Raw genomic sequence first — 17878 nt, 5'->3', positions numbered from 1 at the left:
CCTCAGCCCTGCTTTCCGCTGCTCAGGTCGTAGACGGTGACCCCGTCCACGGTCTTCGACGGGAAGGCTCCGGCGACCCAAGAGGCGATCTCCTGGGAGGCGGAGCTGCCGCCGTTGGCCCGGAACCCGCCACCGCCGACGAAGTAGTGGATCTTTCCCTCGGCCACGTACCGCTGGAACTGGGCCAGCGTCGGCGACGGGTCGCTGCCGTTGAAACCGCCGATCGGCATCACCGGCTCACCGGTGGCGAGCTGGTAGCCGGAGGCGTTGTTCGAGCCGACGGTCGCCGCGACCCAGGTGTACCGGTCGGCGTCGGCCGTCAGCAGCGCCGTCAGCTCGGCGCTCGGCTCGCGGGAGTCGAGCAGCCCACCCATGCCGCCACCGTTGGTCGACCGGCCGCCGCCGGCCCGCCGGCCGTCCTGGCCGGTGCCGCCGTTCTGGCCGGTGCCGCCGGCCTGGGCGCCGCCCGGGAAGCCGGGGAACTGCCCCGGACCGCCGCCCTGGTTGCCGCCGGGGAGGCCGGGGAACTGGCCGTTCTGGCCCGTGCCGCCGTTCTGGTTGCCGCCCGGGAAGCCCGGGAAGCCCGGGAACTGGCCGCCACCGGGGAACTCCATGCCGCCGCCCAGCCGGCCGCCGGGCCCGCCGCGCCCCGGACCGAAACCGCCCTGCACGAACGGGCCGGCGCTCGGGATGGACCCGGTGTGCGGGGTGGCGGCGGTCTGCGCCGCGTACGCCGCCGGCCCGGCCAGCGCCGCCGACGCGCCGAGCGCCAGCACCACCGGCACCAGCCGGCGGGGCAGCCGACGGACGAGGACGACCAGCACCGCCACGGCGAGGCCGGCGACCAGCACGACCGTGCGCAGCCAGGGGTGGAACTCGGCGCTGCGGCCGAGCAGCCGCCAGGACCACCAGGCGGTGACCGCGAGGGTCACCGCCAGGGTGCTGGTGGCGGCCAGCCCACGCCACCGGGCGGCCCGGCGTTCCCGCCAGAGCAGGACCGTGCCGATGCCGACGAGCGCGCCGACCGCCGGGGCCAGGGCCACCGTGTAGTACGCGTGGAAGATGCCGGACATGAAGCTGAAGATCAGCCCGGTGACCAGCAGCCAGCCGCCCCAGAGCAACAGACCGGCGCGACGGCGGTCGGTGCGGGCCGCCCGACCGGCCAGCAGCAGGCCGGCGACGAGCAGGATCAGCGCGGCCGGCAGCAGCCAGGAGATCTGACCGCCGACCTCGGTGTCGAACATCCGCAGCCAGCCGGACTGGCCGGAGAACGGCCCGCCACCGCCGCCGCCCATCCGGGCACCGCCGCCGACGCTGCCCTCCTCGTCGCCGGTGATCCGGCCGAGACCGTTGTAGCCGAGGGTCAGCTCCAGGATGCTGTTGTGCTGCGAGCCGCCGATGTACGGCCGGGCGCTCGCCGGCACCAGCTCCACCGTCGCCACCCACCAACCGGCGGCGACGACCAGCCCCACGCCGGCCAACAGGAGCTGACGGACCCGCCGCCAGAGGCCGGTCGGGGCGGCCAGCAGGTACACCCCGGCGAACACCGGGACCACCAGGAACGCCTGGAGCATCTTGGTGAGGAAACCGAGGCCGACCAGCACGCCGACCAGCACGATCCACCGGGTGCCGGCCGTCTCCACCGCCCGCACCGTGGCGTACGCGCCGAGCACCAGCAGGAAGACCAGCAGCGCGTCCGGGTTGTTGAACCGGAACATCAGCGTGGCCACCGGGGTGAGCGCCAGGACCGTCCCGGCGATCAGCCCGGCGGCCGGGCCGTACCAGCGGCGGACGGTGGCGAACAGGACGCCGACCGAGGCGACCCCGAGCAGCGCCTGCGGCACCAGGATGGACCAACCGCTCAGCCCGAAGATCCGTACCGACAGGGCCATCAGCCACAGCGACGCCGGGGTCTTGTCCACGGTGATCGAGTTGGCCGCGTCGGAGGAGCCGTAGAAGAACGCCTGCCAGCTCTCCGCACCGGCCTGCACCGCCGCCGAGTAGAACGAGTTCGCCCAGCCGGAGGCGCCCAGGCCCCACAGGTAGAGCAGGCCGGTGCCGAGCAGCAGCACCGCCAGGGCGGGTCTGACCCAGCGCGGATCGCGGCGGGGCGGGGCGGGCGGCTCACCGGCGGGGGCGGGCTCCGGCGCGGCCGGCGGTTCGGTCACGGCGTCCGGCCGGCTCGCCGGCGCGGTCAGCAGGCTCTCGGTTCTGTCCATCCGGCAAGCCTGGGCGAGCCGGTTGGGCCGACCCCATGACCGGGCTATGCGTCGGCTGTGGAATCCGGCAGGCGGACCGTGAAGACGGTCCGTCCCGGTCCGCTCGTCAACTCGACGGCGCCGTGGTGGGCCTCCACCACGGCGGCCACGATGGCCAGTCCGAGGCCGGTGCTGCCGTGCTCCCGGGACCGGGAGCTGTCGCCCCGGGCGAACCGCTCGAAGACCTCGTCGCGCAGCTCCGGTGGCACGCCGGGGCCGTCGTCGGCGACGCTGATCTCCACCGCGCCGGGCACCGGGGCGATCCGGGTGGTGACGGTGGTGCCCGGCGGGGTGTGCACCCGCGCGTTGGCGAGCAGGTTCGCCACCACCTGGTGCAGCCGGACGGTGTCCCCGGGCACCTCGAGGGCCTCGTCGGGCAGGTCGAGCTGCCAACGGTGTTCGGGGCCGGCGACGTGGGCGTCGCTGACCGCGTCCACGACCAGTGCGGTGAGGTCGACCGGGGACGTCGCCAGCGGACGCCCGGAGTCCAGCCGGGCCAGCAGCAGCAGGTCGTCGACGAGGCTGGTCATCCGGGTGCTGGCGGACTCCACCCGGCGCAGCGCGTGCGCCACGTCCGGTGGCACCCGGTCCCGACCGCGCCGGGCCACCTCGGCGTAGCCCCGGATCGCGGCGAGCGGGGTGCGCAGCTCGTGCGAGGCGTCGGCGACGAACTGGCGTACCCGGGTCTCGCTGGCCTGCCGGGCGGCGAGCGCGGCGGCGACATGGCCGAGCATCCGGTTCAGCGCCGCCCCCACCTGCCCGACCTCGGTACGCGGGTCGGTGTCGGCGGCGGGCACCCGCACCGACAGCGCCACCTCCCCCCGGTCCAGCGGCAGCTCGGCGACCCGTCCGGCGGTGGCCGCCACCCGGTTCAGCGGGCGCAGCGTGGCCCGGACGATCAGCGCGCCCAGGCTGCCGGCGATGAGCAGGCCGGCGGCGGCGACGCCCGCCTGGGCGACGACCATCCACCACACCGTCTCCTCCACCCCGGCCAGCGGGATGGCGAAGACCAGGACGTCACCGTCGGGCACCTGACGGGCCACCGCCCGGTAGTTTCCCCGGCCGCCGAGGTCGACGGTGCGCGGGGTGCGGTCGGTGGGCAGCCTGGTCAGCGGGGCGACCTCGGCGGCGGTGAGCCCGGCGGTCGGGCCGGAGTTGGTCCGGATGCGCGCCGACGTCTCACCCTGCGGGGTGACCTTGACCCCGATCGAACCGGTCGGGAACGTCGGCGGCGGCTCGGGCTGCACCTGCCGGTCCGTCGTCTGGTCGGGGGGCCACTGCTGGTCCGGTGCCCGTTCCCAGGGCAGCCGGCTGTCGTGGCGGCGGTTGTCCATGGCGAGTTGGTTGTCGACCTGGTTGATCAGGAAGTGCCGCAGCGCGACCGTGGTCAGCCCGCCGATGCCGACGCTGACCAGGGCGAGCAGCGCCACCACGGCGAGCACCAGCCGGCGGCGCAGCGACCAGCCGGCCAGCCGGCGCCGCAGCCGGCTCGCCAGGTCACTCCGCGGGCTTGAGGACATAGCCGGCACCCCGCAGGGTGTGGATCATCGGCGACCGGCCGACGTCGATCTTCTTGCGCAGGTACGAGATGTACAGCTCGACCACGTTGGCCTGCCCGCCGAAGTCGTAGTTCCACACCCGGTCGAGGATCTGCGCCTTGCTCAGCACCCGGCGCGGGTTGCGCATCAGGTAGCGCAGCAGTTCGAACTCGGTGGCGGTCAGGGTGACCAGGTCGCCGCCCCGGCGTACCTCGTGGCTGTCCTCGTCCAGGCTGAGGTCGCCGACGGTGAGCACGGCCTCCTCCCGGGTGGCCACCGCGAAGCCGGACCGGCGGAGCAGGGCACGCAGCCGGGCGATGACCTCCTCCAGGCTGAACGGCTTGGTGACGTAGTCGTCGCCGCCGACGGTCAGCCCGGCGATCCGCTCCTCGACGGCGTCCCGGGCGGTCAGGAAGAGCACCGGCACGGTCGGGGTCTGCTCGCGCAGCCGGCGCAGCACCTGGAAGCCGTCCAGGTCGGGGAGCATCACGTCGAGCACCACCGCGTCGGGCTGGAACTGCCGGGCGGCGCTGAGCGCCGCCATGCCGTTGCCCGCGCTGCGCACCTGCCAGCCCTCGTAGCGCAGCGCCATCGAGAGCAGGTCGGTGAGCGTGGACTCGTCGTCGACCACCAGCACCCGGACGGGCTCGCCGTCGGGGCGGCGAAGCTCGATCCGGTTCTGCGCGGTCTGCCCGTCGGTCACCATGCCCCCATCGTTGGTCCGGTTGCTGGCGTCGGCCTGTGCGCATTCTGTGTGCCGGCTGTGCGCGCGGCGGGCCCCGCTCGCACCGTACCGGCCCCGGCGTCGGCGCGCGGGCCGAACCGGGCGGGATGTCGCGGACGGCTACTCGCCCGCGCCGATCGGGTAGGTGTGGACGAAGGACATCGTCCAGACCCCGTCACCGGCCGGCTGGGCCCGCTGGTAGAGGTGGTCGGGGCCGCCGCCACCGGCCGCCGGCGCCGCGTCCGGGTGGCGCAGCACCCAGCGGGCGGGGGGCTCACCAGCCGGTCCGGCCGGCAGCGCGCGGACCAGGTCGTGGGCCGGCCCGCCGACGAAGCGTACGGTCACCTGGCTCATCCAGCCCTCCCGTCCCGGCGGTTCGGCGTCGCGGCCCGCCACCCTGGCCGCAAGCTACCGCACCGGGCGGCCACCCCGGGGGCGCTCGGCCCGACCGGGTCGCGGTTTGCCCTGATGGGAGGCCGGGTACCGCTCGGAAGCGCCGACGCCACTGCCGGCGACGCGCAGGAACAGACAGGAGCGGGTCGATGAGGAGGCTGGCCGGGCGTTACCAGCTCGAACAGCGCATCGGCATGGGCGGGATGTCCGAGGTGTGGCGGGCCCACGACAGCGTGCTCGACCGGCCGGTGGCGGTGAAGCTGATGTCCCCCGGGCACCGGGGCGAGGAGACCTCGGTGGAGCGGATCCGGGCGGAGGCCCGCTCGGCCGCCCGGCTGGTGCATCCCAACGTCGCCAGCGTGCACGACTTCGGCACCTCCCACGGGCTGCCCGGGCGGGAGACGCCGTACCTCGTGATGGAGTTGGTGGAGGGGGAGACCCTCGCCGAGCACCTGCGCGCCGGGCCACTCGACTGGCGGATCGCGGTGCGGGTCTGCGCCGAGGTGGCCGCTGCGCTGTCCGCCGCGCACGCGCACGGCATCGTCCACCGCGACGTCAAGCCGGCCAACGTGATGCTCACCCCGTGCGGGGTGAAGGTGCTCGACTTCGGCATCGCCACCCCGGCCGGCGCACCCGACCACAGCCCGGACGGCATGGTGGTGGGGACCCCGGCGTACCTCGCGCCGGAGCAGTTCGACCGGCAGCCGGCCACCCCCGCCGCCGACATGTACGCGCTGGGCGTGCTGCTCTACTACTGCCTCACCGGGCGGCTGCCGTACCCGGCGGGGACCACGGCCACCGAGTTGGTCGGTGCCCGACGCCGGGTCGCGCCGGAGCCGCTGCCGCCGGTGCCGGGGCTGCCGGCGGAGGTGGCGGACCTGTGCCGGCGCTGCCTCGACGACGACCCGGCGCAGCGGCCGACCAGCCTGATGGCGGCGCTGCTGTTGGCCGAGGTGGTCGACGCCCGGGTCTACGTGCCGATGCTGACGTCGGTGCCCCGGCCGCGCAGCGCCCCGGTGTCGCCGTGGACCGAGCGGGCCGCGACCGAGGCGACCGAGGCGGTGGCCCCCGACGACTGGTCCCGTACCGGATCGGCCTGAGCCCGCCGGGCCGGACGCGGCGTTTCACCCGTTCGAGGCCGGGAACGCGGCCGGTGAGGGACGGGAGGAACGCGATGCCGGATCCGAGTTCCTGGCTGCATGAGGCCAGCGCGACCGCCGCGGGTGGTCACGTACGCACCGACGACGGCGGGTTGTCCACCGCGCTGGCGTCGCCACTGGCGCCGCACTGCACCGGGCTGACGCCGGAGCAGTTGCTCGCCGCCGCCTTCGCCTCCTGTCTGCACCACGCGGCGGTCGAGGCGGCCGGGGAGATCACCGACGAGGCGCACACGGTACGGGTGACCGCCGAGGCGAAGCTGGGCCGCGACGACGACGGCCGGTACCGGGCCGACGTGCACGCCAGTATCTCGTCGGTGGGGCTGAGCCGGGACCAACTGGCCGACCTGGTCGCGTACGCCGACCGGCTCTGGCCCTTCTCCAGCGGCGACAACAGCCGGCACCGGCTGACGGTCAGCGCGGCGGAGAACGGCCGGCACTGACCTCACCAGCGGAAGCCGGCGGTCACCGCCCGGTGGTCGGTGTCCGGGGTGTGCAGCACCCCGGCCGTGGTGGGGGTGAGCCCCCGGTAGAGCACGTGGTCGGGGCGGGTCACCGGCACCGCCGCCGGCCAGGTGAAGCCGAACCCCTGCCCCGCCTCGGCCTGCGCGTCGTGCAGCAGGTCGGTCAACGGGGTGAAGACCCGGTCGGTGCTGGCGGTGTTCAGGTCGCCGAGCACCACCATCCGGTCGGCGGGGTCGGCGCGGACCGTACGGGCCAGGGTCCGGACGGTCTCGTCGCGGGTGGCGGTCTGCCCGGCCCGCGCCGAACCGAGGTGGACGACGTAGACCACCAGGTCGCCACCCGGGGTGGCGACCACCGCGCGGAGGGCGCGGGTCCAGCCGAGGCCGGTGTCCACGCCGGCCGACTCCCGGATCGGGTACCGGCTCCACAGCGCGACGGTGGAGACCGCCGCCCGGTGCGGGTACCCGCGCAGCCCCGAGGCGACCCGGTCGGCGTCGTCGACCTCCTGGAGCGCGATGAGGTCCGCCCCGGAGTCGACCAGCGGGGTCACCGTGGCGGTCGGATCGGGGTTGCCGGCGCGCAGGTTCTGGCTGGCCACCCGGATGCCGGCCGGGCCCGCACCGTTGGCCGGGGGCAGCCAGGCGTCGCCGTAGAGCAGCGCCCAGGCGACCGCGGGCAGCAGCACCGCCACGAGTGCGCGCCGGGAGCGGCGCAGCAGGGCGGCGAGGGCGAGCACCGGCACCGCGAGGCCGAGCAGCGGGGTGGCGCTGTCGAGCAGGCTGCCGAGGCCGTGCACGTTGGGCACCGCCCGGTGACCGGCCAGCAGCGCGGCGAGCAGCACCGCGAGGATGACCAACGACAGGCCGCGCCGGTCGGCGGGCCGGCCGGCGTCGTCGCGGACGGGCTCGTCGATCATGTGCGCGGTCACCGTCCGGATGGTACCGAGCCGGGGCGCGGGCCGGGGGGCGGCCCCCCCCCCCCCCGGGGGGGGCCCCCCCCCCCGGGCCCCCCCCCCCGGGCGGCCCCCCCCCCCCCCCCCCCACCCCCCCCGGGGGGGCCCCCCGGGGCCCCCGCCCGGCGGCGGCCGCCGGGCCGGGCGTGCTCTAGCGGGGGGCCGGCCCCCTGCGGGTGGGCCCCGCGCGGGGGCGGGGGGGGGGGCCCGATCCCCGGAGCCCGGGGATCGGCCGCCCGGCCGGGGCCACCCTCAGCGGTACGAACACCGCCGCCTCCTCCGAACGACCGAGGGTCGGACGCCGGGCGACCTCGACGGATCGCCGGCCGCTATCCACCGGTAAAACCGGAATAGGTGACAAGTATGACTTGCTACTTTGGCGTCTTTAATGGCGTGGCGTGGACAATATCCGGGCGGATAGCGGCGAATTGTGGCGCATGCCACCAATGACACCGGTGGCAGGCGTCCGCAGGCTCTCTAACCTCGGCGGGTGCATCCCGACGAGACCGCTGAGCAGCAGCCGACCGCAACCCGTCCGGATCCCCCTTCGGCCGAGGCGACATCGGGTGAACGGAGGATCGGCCGGCACCGGGCACCGGAGCGCCCCCGACGCGGGACCCGCGCCGCGCTCACCTCGACCCCCGCCCGGGTCGCCCTCGCCGGCGGCGTGACCTGCTGCCTCGGCCTGCTCGCGTTCGCCGGGGCGCAGGGCGACCGCCAGCCCCAGCCGGTCGGGGAGGTGCTGGCCGACCGGGCCGCCGACGACCGGCGGGCCGACCGCTCGCTGGAGCGGGCCGCCTCGCCGCTCGCCGTACCGGTCACCCCGGTCCCCGCCACCCCCGGCCCGGCGGCCACCCGCCGCACGGCCCCGAAGCCGACCAAGCCGACCCGGCCGGCGCGGCCCCGCCCGGTCGCCGGACTCACCCAGGCCCAGATGGACAACGCCAAGGTGATCGTCGACGTCGGCGTCGAGCTGGGCGTGCCCCGGCGTGGCCTGGTGGTCGCCGTGGCCACCGCCATACAGGAGAGCGACCTGTACAACCTGGCCAGCGACGTGCTGCCCGAGTCGTACGACCACCCGCACCAGGGCAGCGGCTCCGACCACGACTCGGTCGGCCTGTTCCAGCAACGACCCAGCAGCGGTTGGGGCACCGTGGCCGAGCTGATGCGCCCCGCCTACGCGGCGCGGGCGTTCTACTCGGCGCTGGCCGAGGTGCCCGGCTGGCGGGACCTGAGCCTCACCGCCGCCGCGCAGGCCGTGCAGGTCTCCGCCTTCCCCGACGCGTACGCCCCGCACGAGGGGCGCGCCACCACCGTGGTCGGGGCGCTGACCTGAGCCACTGCCGGCCGCTCAGGCCACCCGGGTGCCCGGCTCCGGCCGTTCGACCGCCACCTCGTTGACCCCGGTCGCCACCCGGGTGGCCGGGACACCGGCGGCAGCCGCGGTCGGGGTGTCGGCCGGCACCGGCTCCACGGTCGCCCCGGTCAGCACCTGGTCCACCCGGACCGCCCGCCGGCGCCGCTCGTGCAGCGCGGCCTCGAACTCGCGGCGGGCCCGCACCGCCTCGGCGTACACCCGCTCGCGTACCTGCCGGGCCTCCTCGCGTGCGGCGTCCAACTCGCTGCGCGCCTGCGCCAGGATCGCCGCCGCCTCGCGTTCGACCGCCGACGCCGCCCGCCGGGCCGTCGCCCGGTCGTCCCGGGCCGGCTCCTGGTGGTCCACCAGCCCGCAGAGCAGGGTGGCCTCCTGCCGGATCTGGTCCCACTCCCGACCGGCGCCGGCGGCCACCTCGGCCCGCGCGGCGAGCCGGATCAACCGGACTCCCAGCTCGTCCAGGCAGGAATCGACCTGCCGCCGGTCGTAGCCGGTCTCCACCACGGAGAATCTCATTCTGCCGCCCCCCAGGAAGCTGGTACGTCTGTCCCCAGCTCGATCCTCACGGCTGCCGGCGACCGCCGAGGGGGTTCGGGAAAAATGTTCAGCAACTGCACGACCGCCGAGGCGGGACGGCCACGGCGGTCGGCGCGGGACGGTGACCGCCGGTCAGGTGCGCTTCGGCAGCACGACGACCCGGCCGAAGAACTCGTCGATGCGACGCACCACGTCGTTGAAGTCGTCCAGGTCGATCGGCTTGGTCACGTAGGCGTTGGCCTGCAACGTGTAGCTCCCGACGATGTCGGTGTCCGCGTTCGAGGTGGTGAGCACCACGATCGGGATGGTGCGCAGGTCCTCGTCCTGCTTGACCTCGCCGAGCACCTGGCGGCCGTCCATCCGGGGCATGTTGAGGTCCAGCAGGATCACGTCGGGGCGGCGGGCCTCGACGTGCCGGCCCTCCTGCCGGAGAAACTCCATCGCCTCCTGACCGTCGCTGACCACGTTGATGACCTTCTCGATCTCGGAGTCCTCCAGGGCCTCCTCGATCATCAGGACGTCACCCGGGTCATCGTCGACCACCAGGATGCGGACGGGGTTCGTGGCGCCTCGGTCCATGGGTCCAACCTGTCTGTGTCGGCGATCGGGGTCGACGGTCTCGGTCACCCGCTGGCGGGGAAATTTAGCCCATCAGGGGGTGGACTGCGACCTCGGGTCCGCCGGCTCCGGCCGGTACCGCAGCACGTCCGCCAGGCCGGTCACCTGAAGCACCCGGTCCACCCGGCCGGTCGCCCCGACCAGGCGCAACCACCCGCCGTCGGCGGCGGCGAGGTTGTCCCCCCGGACGAACGCCGCGATGCCGGTGGAGTCGCAGAAGGTCAGTTCGGTGAGGTCCAGCAACAGGCGGCGTTCACCGTCGGCCACCAGCCGGTCGATCTCGGTGTTGAGTTCGCCGGCGGTGCTCATGTCCAGCTCGCCGACGAGCCGCAGGCACCTGCCGGCACCATCCCGCTCGGCGTGCGTGACGGTGAAGGTCAACGTCGTCCCTCTCGCTCCGACCGCAGGCCGACCCTTGCAGTGGAGCAAGTATACGCAGCGTTGACCGGTAAGGCCGCACCGCCGCGTCAGCGCCGGGCCCGGGGACCGGTGACGACCGGGACTCCGGATCCCTCGGCGGACCGACCCATCGCGGGAACGGCGTGCAGGTGCCGAGGCGGACGTCCACCCGGGCCGGTGGCCCGCAGGGCGAGCACCGCGATGTCGTCGTGGTCGCCGTGCGCCAGCCAGTCGCAGGTGACCTGCTCGACCCGCTCGGCGAGCGCCGGAGCGGGCACCCGGTGGCAGGCCGAGACCGCGTCGACCAGGCGATCCTGGCCGAACTGCTCGTCACCGCACCGACCGCCGCGGGCCTCGGTCACCCCGTCGCTGTAGAGCAGGCAGGTCTCGCCCGCCGCCAGCCGTACGGTGACCTCGCTGATCCGTGGGTCGGACACCACGCCGAGCAGCATCCCCCGCAGCGGGACCGTCTCGACGTCCCCGGAGTTGCGCAGCACGAGCGGCGGCAGGTGCCCGCCGCCGGCCATGGTCAACGACAGGCCACCGTCGCGTTGTGGGCGCACCACGCCGAGCACCATGGTGGCGAAACGACCCTGACCGTCCGCCGGGGTGGTCTCCAGCAGGGCGTCGTTGAGCAGTTGCACCAGCCGGCCCGGGTTCGACTCGACCCGGTGCAACGCCTGCAGGCACTGGCGTAGCTGCCCGGTGAAGACCGCCGCCGCCACGCCCTTGCCGGAGACGTCGCCGAGGAAGAACACCGAGCCGCCGTCGGCGAGCCGGTACGCGCCGTAGAAGTCGCCGCCGATGCGCAGGGCCGCCTGGGCCGGGCGGTACGCCGTACCCCACTGGACGCCGGGGGCCGTGGCCGGTTCGACCGGCAGCAGGCTGGCCTGGAGGGTGTCGGCCACCTCGGCCTGGTCGCGGTCGAGGACGGCGGAGCGGGCCCGCTCGGCGAGCAGCGCGTCGGCCCGGGAGGCGCTGTCGGTGACGTCCTCGACGTACAGGCAGCCACCCGAGCCGGCCAGGCGCATTCGACGGATCCGCAGCCGCCGGTCGTGGTGGCCGAACCCGTCGGTGGCGGCGTCGGTCAGCGCGGGAATCCCGGCGGCGGCCAGGGGGCGGCCGGCTGCCACCTCGGGCAGCAGCCGCTCCGCTACCGGGCTCAGGTGGCGCACCACGCCGTCGGCATCACAGACCACGAGTCCCTCGCGGAAGTACCCGACGACCTCGGACCAGTCGGGCCCGGGGTGGCCGCGGTCGGGGGCCGGCGGCGGCAGCGCGGACGCTCCCCCGCTCACCGGGTCGGCGGACGACGGCACCCGTACGGCGCTCGGCGTGGCGATCCTGCCGTCGCCCGGGTCGGAGCCCCTGACGTCGGCGGCAGTCACCAGCTAAGCCCCACTCCTCGTCTCGACACCGCGATCCCGCGGAAATGGCCCATGTGTTCCATCTGTACACCTCACCCTACGCCGATACGGCGGTAGCGCCACCGCACCGCCGCCGTCGCCGGTGCTGCCGGTACCCGGCGGGGTGTCCCGGAGGTTGTTACGATCCCGAGAAGTTCTGCCCGACCGGCAGCCCTGCGGAAAGGCGTGATGTGGTGCCCTATGGAAGGAATCCCGAGGCGACCCCGCTGAGCCTGTCGGTCGACCATTCGGATCCCGACGCTCCCGTCATCTCGATCGGTGGCGACCTGGCCTTCACCACCTGCGGGCCGGTGCGCAAGGAGGTCGAGCGGGCGCTGGCCGACCGGCCACCGACGCTCGTCCTCGACTTCGCCGGCCTGATCTTCATCGACAGCACCGGGCTCTCGGTGATCGTGCACGCCTGGCGGGAGGGTCACCAGGCCGGGACGGCGATCCGGCTGCGCTCCACGCCACGGTTCCTGGACACCATCCTGGACATGACGGGCGTCACCGGCCTGCTGGCCCGCCCGCTGCCCGAGCGACCCGGCGTCGGCACGGCCGGGCACTCCGCCTCCGCCTGATTCCGGGCCTGCCGGGGTGGCCCCCGACCCTGGGACCAGGGGCCGGGGGCCGGAGAAAGGTCTAGGCGGTGACGACCGGTTGCAGTCGCGGACCGGTCGACCGCAGCTCGGCGGGGGACGGCGGTTCGGCATCCTCCGGAGAACCGGAATCGGGCCCCTGGAACAGATACCGGACGAACTCCCCACCCGCCTCGTTGTCGTCTGATCCGGGCCACTGGCCGGCGCAGTCCACGCCCACCACCTCACGGCCCGAGCCGTCGGCCTCCTCCACCAGGGCCCACAGGCTCACCGGGTAGCACCGGGTCTGCTCCGGGGCGACCTGCCACCGCGAGTACCAGCCGGGGCGGGCCGGGACGATCTCGACGATCCTCTTCATGTCGACCTTCCCTTCCGCGTGCGTCGGAAGACCTCCGGTCGCCCCGATCGTGCGGCGCGGACGGGTGAGCGCCCCTCACCCCCCGGGAATGAACCCGCCGGTCCGCCCCGGCCCGTTACCTCCCGCCGGACGGCGGGAACGCGGTCGGGGAACGGAGCCGAACCCGACAGGGAGTGAGGTGCCATCATGCGCAAGCAGATGGAGGGCGACAACCAGCGCCGCCGCGCGCTGGCCCGCCAAGCCCGCGAGCAGGGCCGACAGCCGAGTGAGACGGGCACCAGCCTGAGCGCGTCCAAGCAGCTCACCAGCCTCGACCGGGGTCGCCGCTCCGGTCCCCCGCCGGCCGGGCGGCACAAGCCGGACGGCACCCGGGGCGGACCGGCCCCGCCGGCCACGGCCACCACCCGGCCCCTGCCGGATCCGGGCCAGGGCACACCGGGCGTGGGACCCGTCGGCTACCGCGCGCTGGTCGACGACGTGGGTCGCCGGGCCGGGGTCGACTTCTTCGAGGCCAAGGTGGCCGCCGAGGCGACCGTGCTGACGCTGGCCTGGGCCCTGGACGAGGCGGAGCGCGACCGGCTGCTCGCGGCGGTGCCGGTGAAGCTGCACGACGTGCTGCCGGTCGACGACATCGGGCGGCACCGGGATCTGCCGGGCTTCCTGGCCGAGGTGGGCCGGCGCAGCCGCCTCACCCCGGAGCAGGCCCGCTACCAGGCGGAGGCGACCCTCGCCGCGCTGGCCGACCACGCCGGCGACCTGGTGGACTCGCTGGACGTTCCGGACGGCCTGCGGGACCTGCTCGCACCGCCGGCGGCCGGCGGCGGGCTGGTCGGCGCGCGCGGCGGCACCGCGCCGCTGACCGAGCAGGCTCTGCGCGACGCGCTCGACGACCTGCCGTACTGGTCCAGCGACCGGCGTTCGCTGGTGCGGACCATCGAGCTGCCGCCGGGCAACCTGGACCGGGTGTTGGACCGGCTCGACCAGCTCCGGGTGGAGACCGGCCGGGGGCCGCAGATCGGCCGCCCGGACCCGGACAACGCGGTGCTGACCGTCCGCACCCGGCAGGCCGGCACGGTCACCGGGCAGGACGTGGACCTGGCGCACCGGGTCGACGCCGCGATCGACGAGGCCGGCGCCGGAATGGCCTCGGGCTGACCGGGTCCGCCGGCACCGCCGGCGGGCCCCGCGCCCGCCGGCACCGGCCGGCCCGCTAGCGTGCCGGCATGGACCGCGCCGCCGACGCCGACCGGCTGGACCTGGTCGTCGACCCGGCCCGTCGCACCGGGCGCACCCTGCTGGCCGCCGGCGTCGCCCAGTCGTACGTGGACGTGGCCGACCCGCGTCACCTGCACTTCGAGTACGTCCGCCGGATGGCCACCGTGGTCGACCTGGCGGCCCCCGCTGGCCGACCGCTAGACGTGCTGCACCTGGGCGGGGGCGCGTTGACGCTGCCCCGGTACGTCGCGGCGACCCGTCCGGGCTCGGCGCAGCGGGTGGTGGAGCGGGACCCGGCGGTGGTGGAACTGGTCGGTCGGGGTCTGCCCCCGGTGCCGCCCGAGGTGCGGGTCGAGGTGGCCGACGCCCGGGACGCGGTCACCGGAGCGCCGCCGGGGGCGTACGACCTGGTCCTGGCCGACATCTACCGGGCGGCCCGGATGCCGGCGCACGTGGCCGGCGTGGAGTTCGTCGCCGAGGTGGCGCGGACCCTGCGCCCGGACGGGATCTACCTGGTCAACGTCACCGACCTGCCGCCGCTGGTGTTCACCCGGACGCAGGTGGCCACCCTGCGCGCGGTCCTCGCCGACGTGTGCCTGGTCGCCGACCGGCGGATGCTGCGCGGGCGGCGGTACGGCAACCTGGTCCTCGCCGCCGCCGCCACGCCGGGCCGGCTGCCGGTACGCCGGCTGGCCGCCCGGGCCGCCGCCGACCGAGTGCCGGGCGGGGTGCTGCACGGCAGCGACCTGGACGGGTTCGTCGGCGGTGCCCGACCGGCCAGCGACGCCACTCTCGGCGGCTGACGGATTCCCGCCGGCCGGGTGGCCCGGCGGGTTTCCCGGCCGCCGACCCGGGTAGCCGCGCCGGATGAGTGCCGCCGATGACCGGTGCACCGCCCGCCGGGCGCTGATCGTGATCGGCCTGGTGCTGGCCACCGTGGTCGGGTTGGCGCTGCTCTGGGCGACCCGCCGGGTACTGGTCTGGATCCTGGTCGCCGCGTTTCTCGCGGTGGCGCTGAAGCCTCTCGTGGACCGGGTGGAGCGCCGCCTGGTGCGACACCGGGCGGTGGCCACCCTGCTGGTCTTCCTCGCCGTGTTCGCGGTGCTCGCGGTGGTCGGCGCGGTGATCCTGGTGCCGCTGGTCAACGAGCTGGGCCGGTTCGTCGACCGGGCCCCGGAGCTGTTGCGGCAGACCCGCGCCGGTCAGGGACCGGTCGGTGCGCTGCTCGACCGGTTCGGCCTGCTGGAGTACGCCCGCCGCCACTCCGACCAGGTCCGCCGGTACGGCGGTGATCTGCGCCAGCCGGCGGTGGGCCTGGTCCGTGGGGTGCTGCAGACCCTGGCGGGGCTGGTCACCGTCATGGTGCTGGCGTACCTGATGGTGCTGGAGGCGCCCCGGATCGTCCGGGCCACCCTGGGCACGGTCGGCGACGCCACGGCCGGACGACTGCGCCGGATCGGTCGGGAGACCTCCCGGACCATCACCGGCTACCTCAGCGGCAACCTGTTGATCAGCGTGATCTGCGGGATCGGGACGTACGTCATCCTGGTCCTGGCCGGGGTGCCGTTCGCGGCGGTGATCGCGCTGCTGGTCGCGGTCGCCGACCTGATCCCGCTGGTCGGCGCGACGCTCGGGGCGATCATCGCGGCCGGGGCCGGTTTCCTGCGCTCCCCCACTGCGGGGATCGTGGTGCTGGTCTTCTTCGTCGTCTACCAGCAGGTGGAGAACCACCTGCTGCAACCGGTGATCATGTCCCGCGCGGTCCGGCTCAACCCGCTGACCGTGCTGGTCAGCGTGCTGATCGCGGCCGAGCTGGCCGGGCTGGTCGGGGCGCTGCTGGCCATCCCGGCGGCCGGGATCGTCCAGCTCCTGCTGCGTGAGTTCGTGCCGGGCCGTCGGCGGGCCCCGACCGGGCCCACCGGCACCGACGGCCCGGCGTCCGCCGGCTGACCGGCGGTCGGGCGGGTGCCGGCTGACCGGCGGTCGGGCGGGTGCCGGCTGACCGGCGGTCGGGCGGGTGCCGCGGTCAGCGGTTCCGCGCCGGCACCTCGGGCGAGGAACTCTCCAGCGGGACGGCGTTGGCCGGCACCAGACCCAACTGGGTGGCCGACCGGGCCAGGGTGGCGTCGAGCACCCAGTCGGCGCTGACCCGTGCCCGGTTGCCGGGCATCGCCAGCAGGTGGTACCCACGGGTGACCGCCTTGGCCGGCAACCCGGACAGCGACAGCTTGAACGGGTTCGCCGCGGCGTCCCGGCCGCCGAGGTCGACCACCCAGCCCAGGTCGTGGTGCTTGTACGCCCGGCGACCGCCGTGGCCGTAGGAGGCGGCGATGTTGTGCGCGGCGAGCTTGCCCTGCCGCTGCGCGTGCTGGGCGGTCATCGCGCAGATCTGGCCGGGGTGGGCCAGGTCCGGCACGGCGGCGGCGTCGCCGCAGGCGTACACCTCGGGGAAGCCGGGGACGTTGAGGTACTCGTCCACCACCAGCCGGCCCTTCTCGGTGCGCAGGCCCAGCTCGGCGACGAACGGGTCGGGACGGACCCCGACGCACCAGACCAGCGTGCAGGTCGGGACGTACTCGCCGTCGGTGAGCTTCACCCCGTCGGCGGTGGCCTCGGCGACCGAGGTGCCCATCCGGACGTCGACCCCCCGGCGGCGCAGCACCCGGTCGGCGGTCTGCGACATCCGTTGGTCCAGCTCCGGCAGCACCCGGGGGGCCACGTCGAGCAGCTTCCAGCGGGGGCGGACCGTCAGCCGGGGCCGCTGCGCCCGGAGCGCGTCGGTGAAGAGCTGGCCGTGCGCGGCGACCTCGGTGCCGGTGTAGCCCGCGCCGACCACCACGAAGGTGGCCCGCGCCTGCTGCTCGGCCGGGTCCTCGGCCTGCTCGGCCAGCTCGATCTGGCGGACCACGTGGTCGTGCAGGAAGACCGCCTCGGGCAGGCCACGGAAGCCGTGGGCGTACTCGGTGACACCCGGGATGGGCAGCAGCTTGTTGACGCTGCCCACGGAGAGCACCAGCCGGTCGTAGGCGAGCTGACCCCGGTCCCCCTCGGGCTGGGTGAAGCCGATCCACCGGTTCTGCAGGTCGACCCGGTCGGCCTCACCGACGACCACCCGCACCCCGGGCAGGGTGCCGGTCAGCGGCACCGAGATCCGGGCCGGCTCGACCACCCCGGCGGCCACCTCGGGCAGCAGCGGCAGGTAGAGGAAGTAGTCGGTCGAGTTCAGCACCACGATCTCGGCCCGGTCGCCGGCCAACCGGCTCAACGTCTTCGCCGCGTGGTAACCGGCGAAACCGGCCCCCACGATCACCACACGAGGTTTCGTCATGCCCGCTGCCGTTCCCGCCCCGGGGCGGGACAAACGTGTCGGGATCAGGCATCCTCCGGGTGGTTCGCGCGGGCGGCCGGGCACCCGAGCGGTCAGGCGGGCGCGAAACACTCCCGCCCCGGCACCGCCGCGTTGTCCCACCGGAAACCCTGGTCGCGGGCGCGGAGGAAGCCTGCGGGAGGACCGGACCGCGGCCGTCGGAGCCGACCAGCACCACGGGTCCGACCGGCCGAGGCGTGCCGCGACGCTCAGACCGGACGCGGAAGGGGCTGCTGCGCCGGCATCGGCACCTGGAGGTAGGTGGCGCCGCGCAGGTCCAGCCAGGCCCGGTCGGGGGCGCGGACCAGCCGCAGCATCACCTCGGTGCAGGCCGGGCAGCGGCCGACCAGCCCGGGGGCGTGGGAGTAGACCCGCAGGCCGGCCATCGGCCCGACCGTCCCGCAGGACGCGCACCGCCCGGTCGCCGTGCTGAGGTCGACGGCGAACAGCTCGCGCAGCGGCCCGTCGAGCATGTTGCCGTCCACGTACGACATCTCGGTCATCGGCTCTCCTCGCC

Annotated in this window: 19 protein-coding genes; 7 read left to right on the top strand and 12 right to left on the bottom strand. The window is 75.0% G+C overall.

Annotated features, from left to right (window positions below):
• Positions 1 to 2: 2 nt before the first annotated feature.
• The 4 genes from ACIQG9_RS22860 to ACIQG9_RS22845 all read right to left on the bottom strand — a co-directional run bounded on the left by ACIQG9_RS22860 (position 3) and on the right by ACIQG9_RS22845 (position 4874).
• The gene (locus ACIQG9_RS22860; RefSeq protein ID WP_400405765.1) at positions 3 to 2219 is read right to left on the bottom strand and encodes an ArnT family glycosyltransferase; all 2217 of its coding nucleotides are present in this window, start codon (positions 2217 to 2219) and stop codon (positions 3 to 5) included.
• 44 nt (positions 2220 to 2263) lie between these two features.
• Positions 2264 to 3778: an ATP-binding protein gene (locus tag ACIQG9_RS22855; protein WP_400405762.1), complete on the bottom strand. Its 1515-nt coding sequence runs from the start codon at positions 3776 to 3778 to the stop codon at positions 2264 to 2266.
• On the bottom strand, positions 3756 to 4502 hold the full coding sequence (locus ACIQG9_RS22850) for a response regulator transcription factor (RefSeq protein WP_400405758.1): 747 nt from the start codon (positions 4500 to 4502) through the stop codon (positions 3756 to 3758). Before ACIQG9_RS22850 ends, ACIQG9_RS22855 begins: the two co-directional genes overlap by 23 nt.
• A gap of 138 nt (positions 4503 to 4640) precedes the next feature.
• Positions 4641 to 4874: a hypothetical protein gene (locus ACIQG9_RS22845; protein ID WP_400405755.1), complete on the bottom strand. Its 234-nt coding sequence runs from the start codon at positions 4872 to 4874 to the stop codon at positions 4641 to 4643.
• 188 nt (positions 4875 to 5062) lie between these two features.
• Here ACIQG9_RS22845 and ACIQG9_RS22840 point away from each other — a divergent pair, with 188 nt between their 5' ends.
• Positions 5063 to 6013, top strand: a complete 951-nt coding sequence (locus ACIQG9_RS22840) for a serine/threonine-protein kinase (RefSeq protein ID WP_400405752.1) — start codon at positions 5063 to 5065, stop codon at positions 6011 to 6013.
• Positions 6014 to 6087: 74 nt separating this feature from the next.
• The gene (locus tag ACIQG9_RS22835) at positions 6088 to 6513 is read left to right on the top strand and encodes an OsmC family protein (protein ID WP_400405749.1); all 426 of its coding nucleotides are present in this window, start codon (positions 6088 to 6090) and stop codon (positions 6511 to 6513) included.
• Positions 6514 to 6515: 2 nt separating this feature from the next.
• Here the strand turns inward: ACIQG9_RS22835 and ACIQG9_RS22830 are convergent, their stop codons facing one another.
• On the bottom strand, positions 6516 to 7463 hold the full coding sequence (locus ACIQG9_RS22830) for an endonuclease/exonuclease/phosphatase family protein (protein ID WP_400405746.1): 948 nt from the start codon (positions 7461 to 7463) through the stop codon (positions 6516 to 6518).
• Positions 7464 to 7977: 514 nt separating this feature from the next.
• Between ACIQG9_RS22830 and ACIQG9_RS22825 the strand changes: the two genes are divergently transcribed.
• Positions 7978 to 8823, top strand: coding sequence for a hypothetical protein (locus ACIQG9_RS22825; protein WP_400405743.1), 846 nt, complete (start codon positions 7978 to 7980; stop codon positions 8821 to 8823).
• 15 nt (positions 8824 to 8838) lie between these two features.
• Here ACIQG9_RS22825 and ACIQG9_RS22820 read toward each other — a convergent pair whose 3' ends face one another.
• From ACIQG9_RS22820 to ACIQG9_RS22805, 4 genes are all read right to left on the bottom strand, one after another.
• Positions 8839 to 9378, bottom strand: a complete 540-nt coding sequence (locus ACIQG9_RS22820; protein ID WP_400405740.1) for an ATPase — start codon at positions 9376 to 9378, stop codon at positions 8839 to 8841.
• A 153-nt stretch (positions 9379 to 9531) separates the two neighbouring features.
• Entirely contained in the window at positions 9532 to 9978 is a 447-nt protein-coding gene (locus tag ACIQG9_RS22815) for a response regulator (protein ID WP_400405737.1), read from the bottom strand.
• Between the two features lie 72 nt (positions 9979 to 10050).
• Positions 10051 to 10398 carry an STAS domain-containing protein gene (locus ACIQG9_RS22810; RefSeq protein WP_400405734.1) on the bottom strand — a complete coding sequence of 116 codons (348 nt, stop codon included), beginning with the start codon at positions 10396 to 10398 and terminating at the stop codon, positions 10051 to 10053.
• Positions 10399 to 10484: 86 nt separating this feature from the next.
• The gene (locus ACIQG9_RS22805) at positions 10485 to 11804 is read right to left on the bottom strand and encodes a PP2C family protein-serine/threonine phosphatase (RefSeq protein WP_400405732.1); all 1320 of its coding nucleotides are present in this window, start codon (positions 11802 to 11804) and stop codon (positions 10485 to 10487) included.
• A 212-nt stretch (positions 11805 to 12016) separates the two neighbouring features.
• Here ACIQG9_RS22805 and ACIQG9_RS22800 point away from each other — a divergent pair, with 212 nt between their 5' ends.
• On the top strand, positions 12017 to 12403 hold the full coding sequence (locus ACIQG9_RS22800) for an STAS domain-containing protein (RefSeq protein WP_400405729.1): 387 nt from the start codon (positions 12017 to 12019) through the stop codon (positions 12401 to 12403).
• Positions 12404 to 12464: 61 nt separating this feature from the next.
• Here ACIQG9_RS22800 and ACIQG9_RS22795 read toward each other — a convergent pair whose 3' ends face one another.
• On the bottom strand, positions 12465 to 12779 hold the full coding sequence (locus tag ACIQG9_RS22795; protein ID WP_400405726.1) for a hypothetical protein: 315 nt from the start codon (positions 12777 to 12779) through the stop codon (positions 12465 to 12467).
• Positions 12780 to 12965: 186 nt separating this feature from the next.
• Here ACIQG9_RS22795 and ACIQG9_RS22790 point away from each other — a divergent pair, with 186 nt between their 5' ends.
• The 3 genes from ACIQG9_RS22790 (at position 12966) to ACIQG9_RS22780 (ending at position 15944) form a co-directional block, all read left to right on the top strand.
• Entirely contained in the window at positions 12966 to 13934 is a 969-nt protein-coding gene (locus tag ACIQG9_RS22790; RefSeq protein WP_400405723.1) for a DUF2267 domain-containing protein, read from the top strand.
• Between the two features lie 68 nt (positions 13935 to 14002).
• On the top strand, positions 14003 to 14797 hold the full coding sequence (locus tag ACIQG9_RS22785; RefSeq protein ID WP_400405721.1) for a spermidine synthase: 795 nt from the start codon (positions 14003 to 14005) through the stop codon (positions 14795 to 14797).
• A 64-nt stretch (positions 14798 to 14861) separates the two neighbouring features.
• The gene (locus ACIQG9_RS22780) at positions 14862 to 15944 is read left to right on the top strand and encodes an AI-2E family transporter (RefSeq protein WP_400405719.1); all 1083 of its coding nucleotides are present in this window, start codon (positions 14862 to 14864) and stop codon (positions 15942 to 15944) included.
• Positions 15945 to 16020: 76 nt separating this feature from the next.
• Here ACIQG9_RS22780 and ACIQG9_RS22775 read toward each other — a convergent pair whose 3' ends face one another.
• Positions 16021 to 17322 (bottom strand): NAD(P)/FAD-dependent oxidoreductase, encoded by a 1302-nt coding sequence (locus ACIQG9_RS22775; RefSeq protein ID WP_400405717.1) that lies wholly within the window; start codon positions 17320 to 17322, stop codon positions 16021 to 16023.
• 248 nt (positions 17323 to 17570) lie between these two features.
• Positions 17571 to 17864 (bottom strand): DUF6510 family protein, encoded by a 294-nt coding sequence (locus tag ACIQG9_RS22770; RefSeq protein ID WP_400405715.1) that lies wholly within the window; start codon positions 17862 to 17864, stop codon positions 17571 to 17573.
• Positions 17865 to 17878 lie beyond the last annotated feature (14 nt).

The sequence above is a fragment of the Micromonospora sp. NPDC092111 genome (genome assembly GCF_044755745.1).
GTDB lineage: Bacteria > Actinomycetota > Actinomycetes > Mycobacteriales > Micromonosporaceae > Micromonospora.
This window is presented reverse-complemented; position numbering and strand designations above follow the sequence as displayed.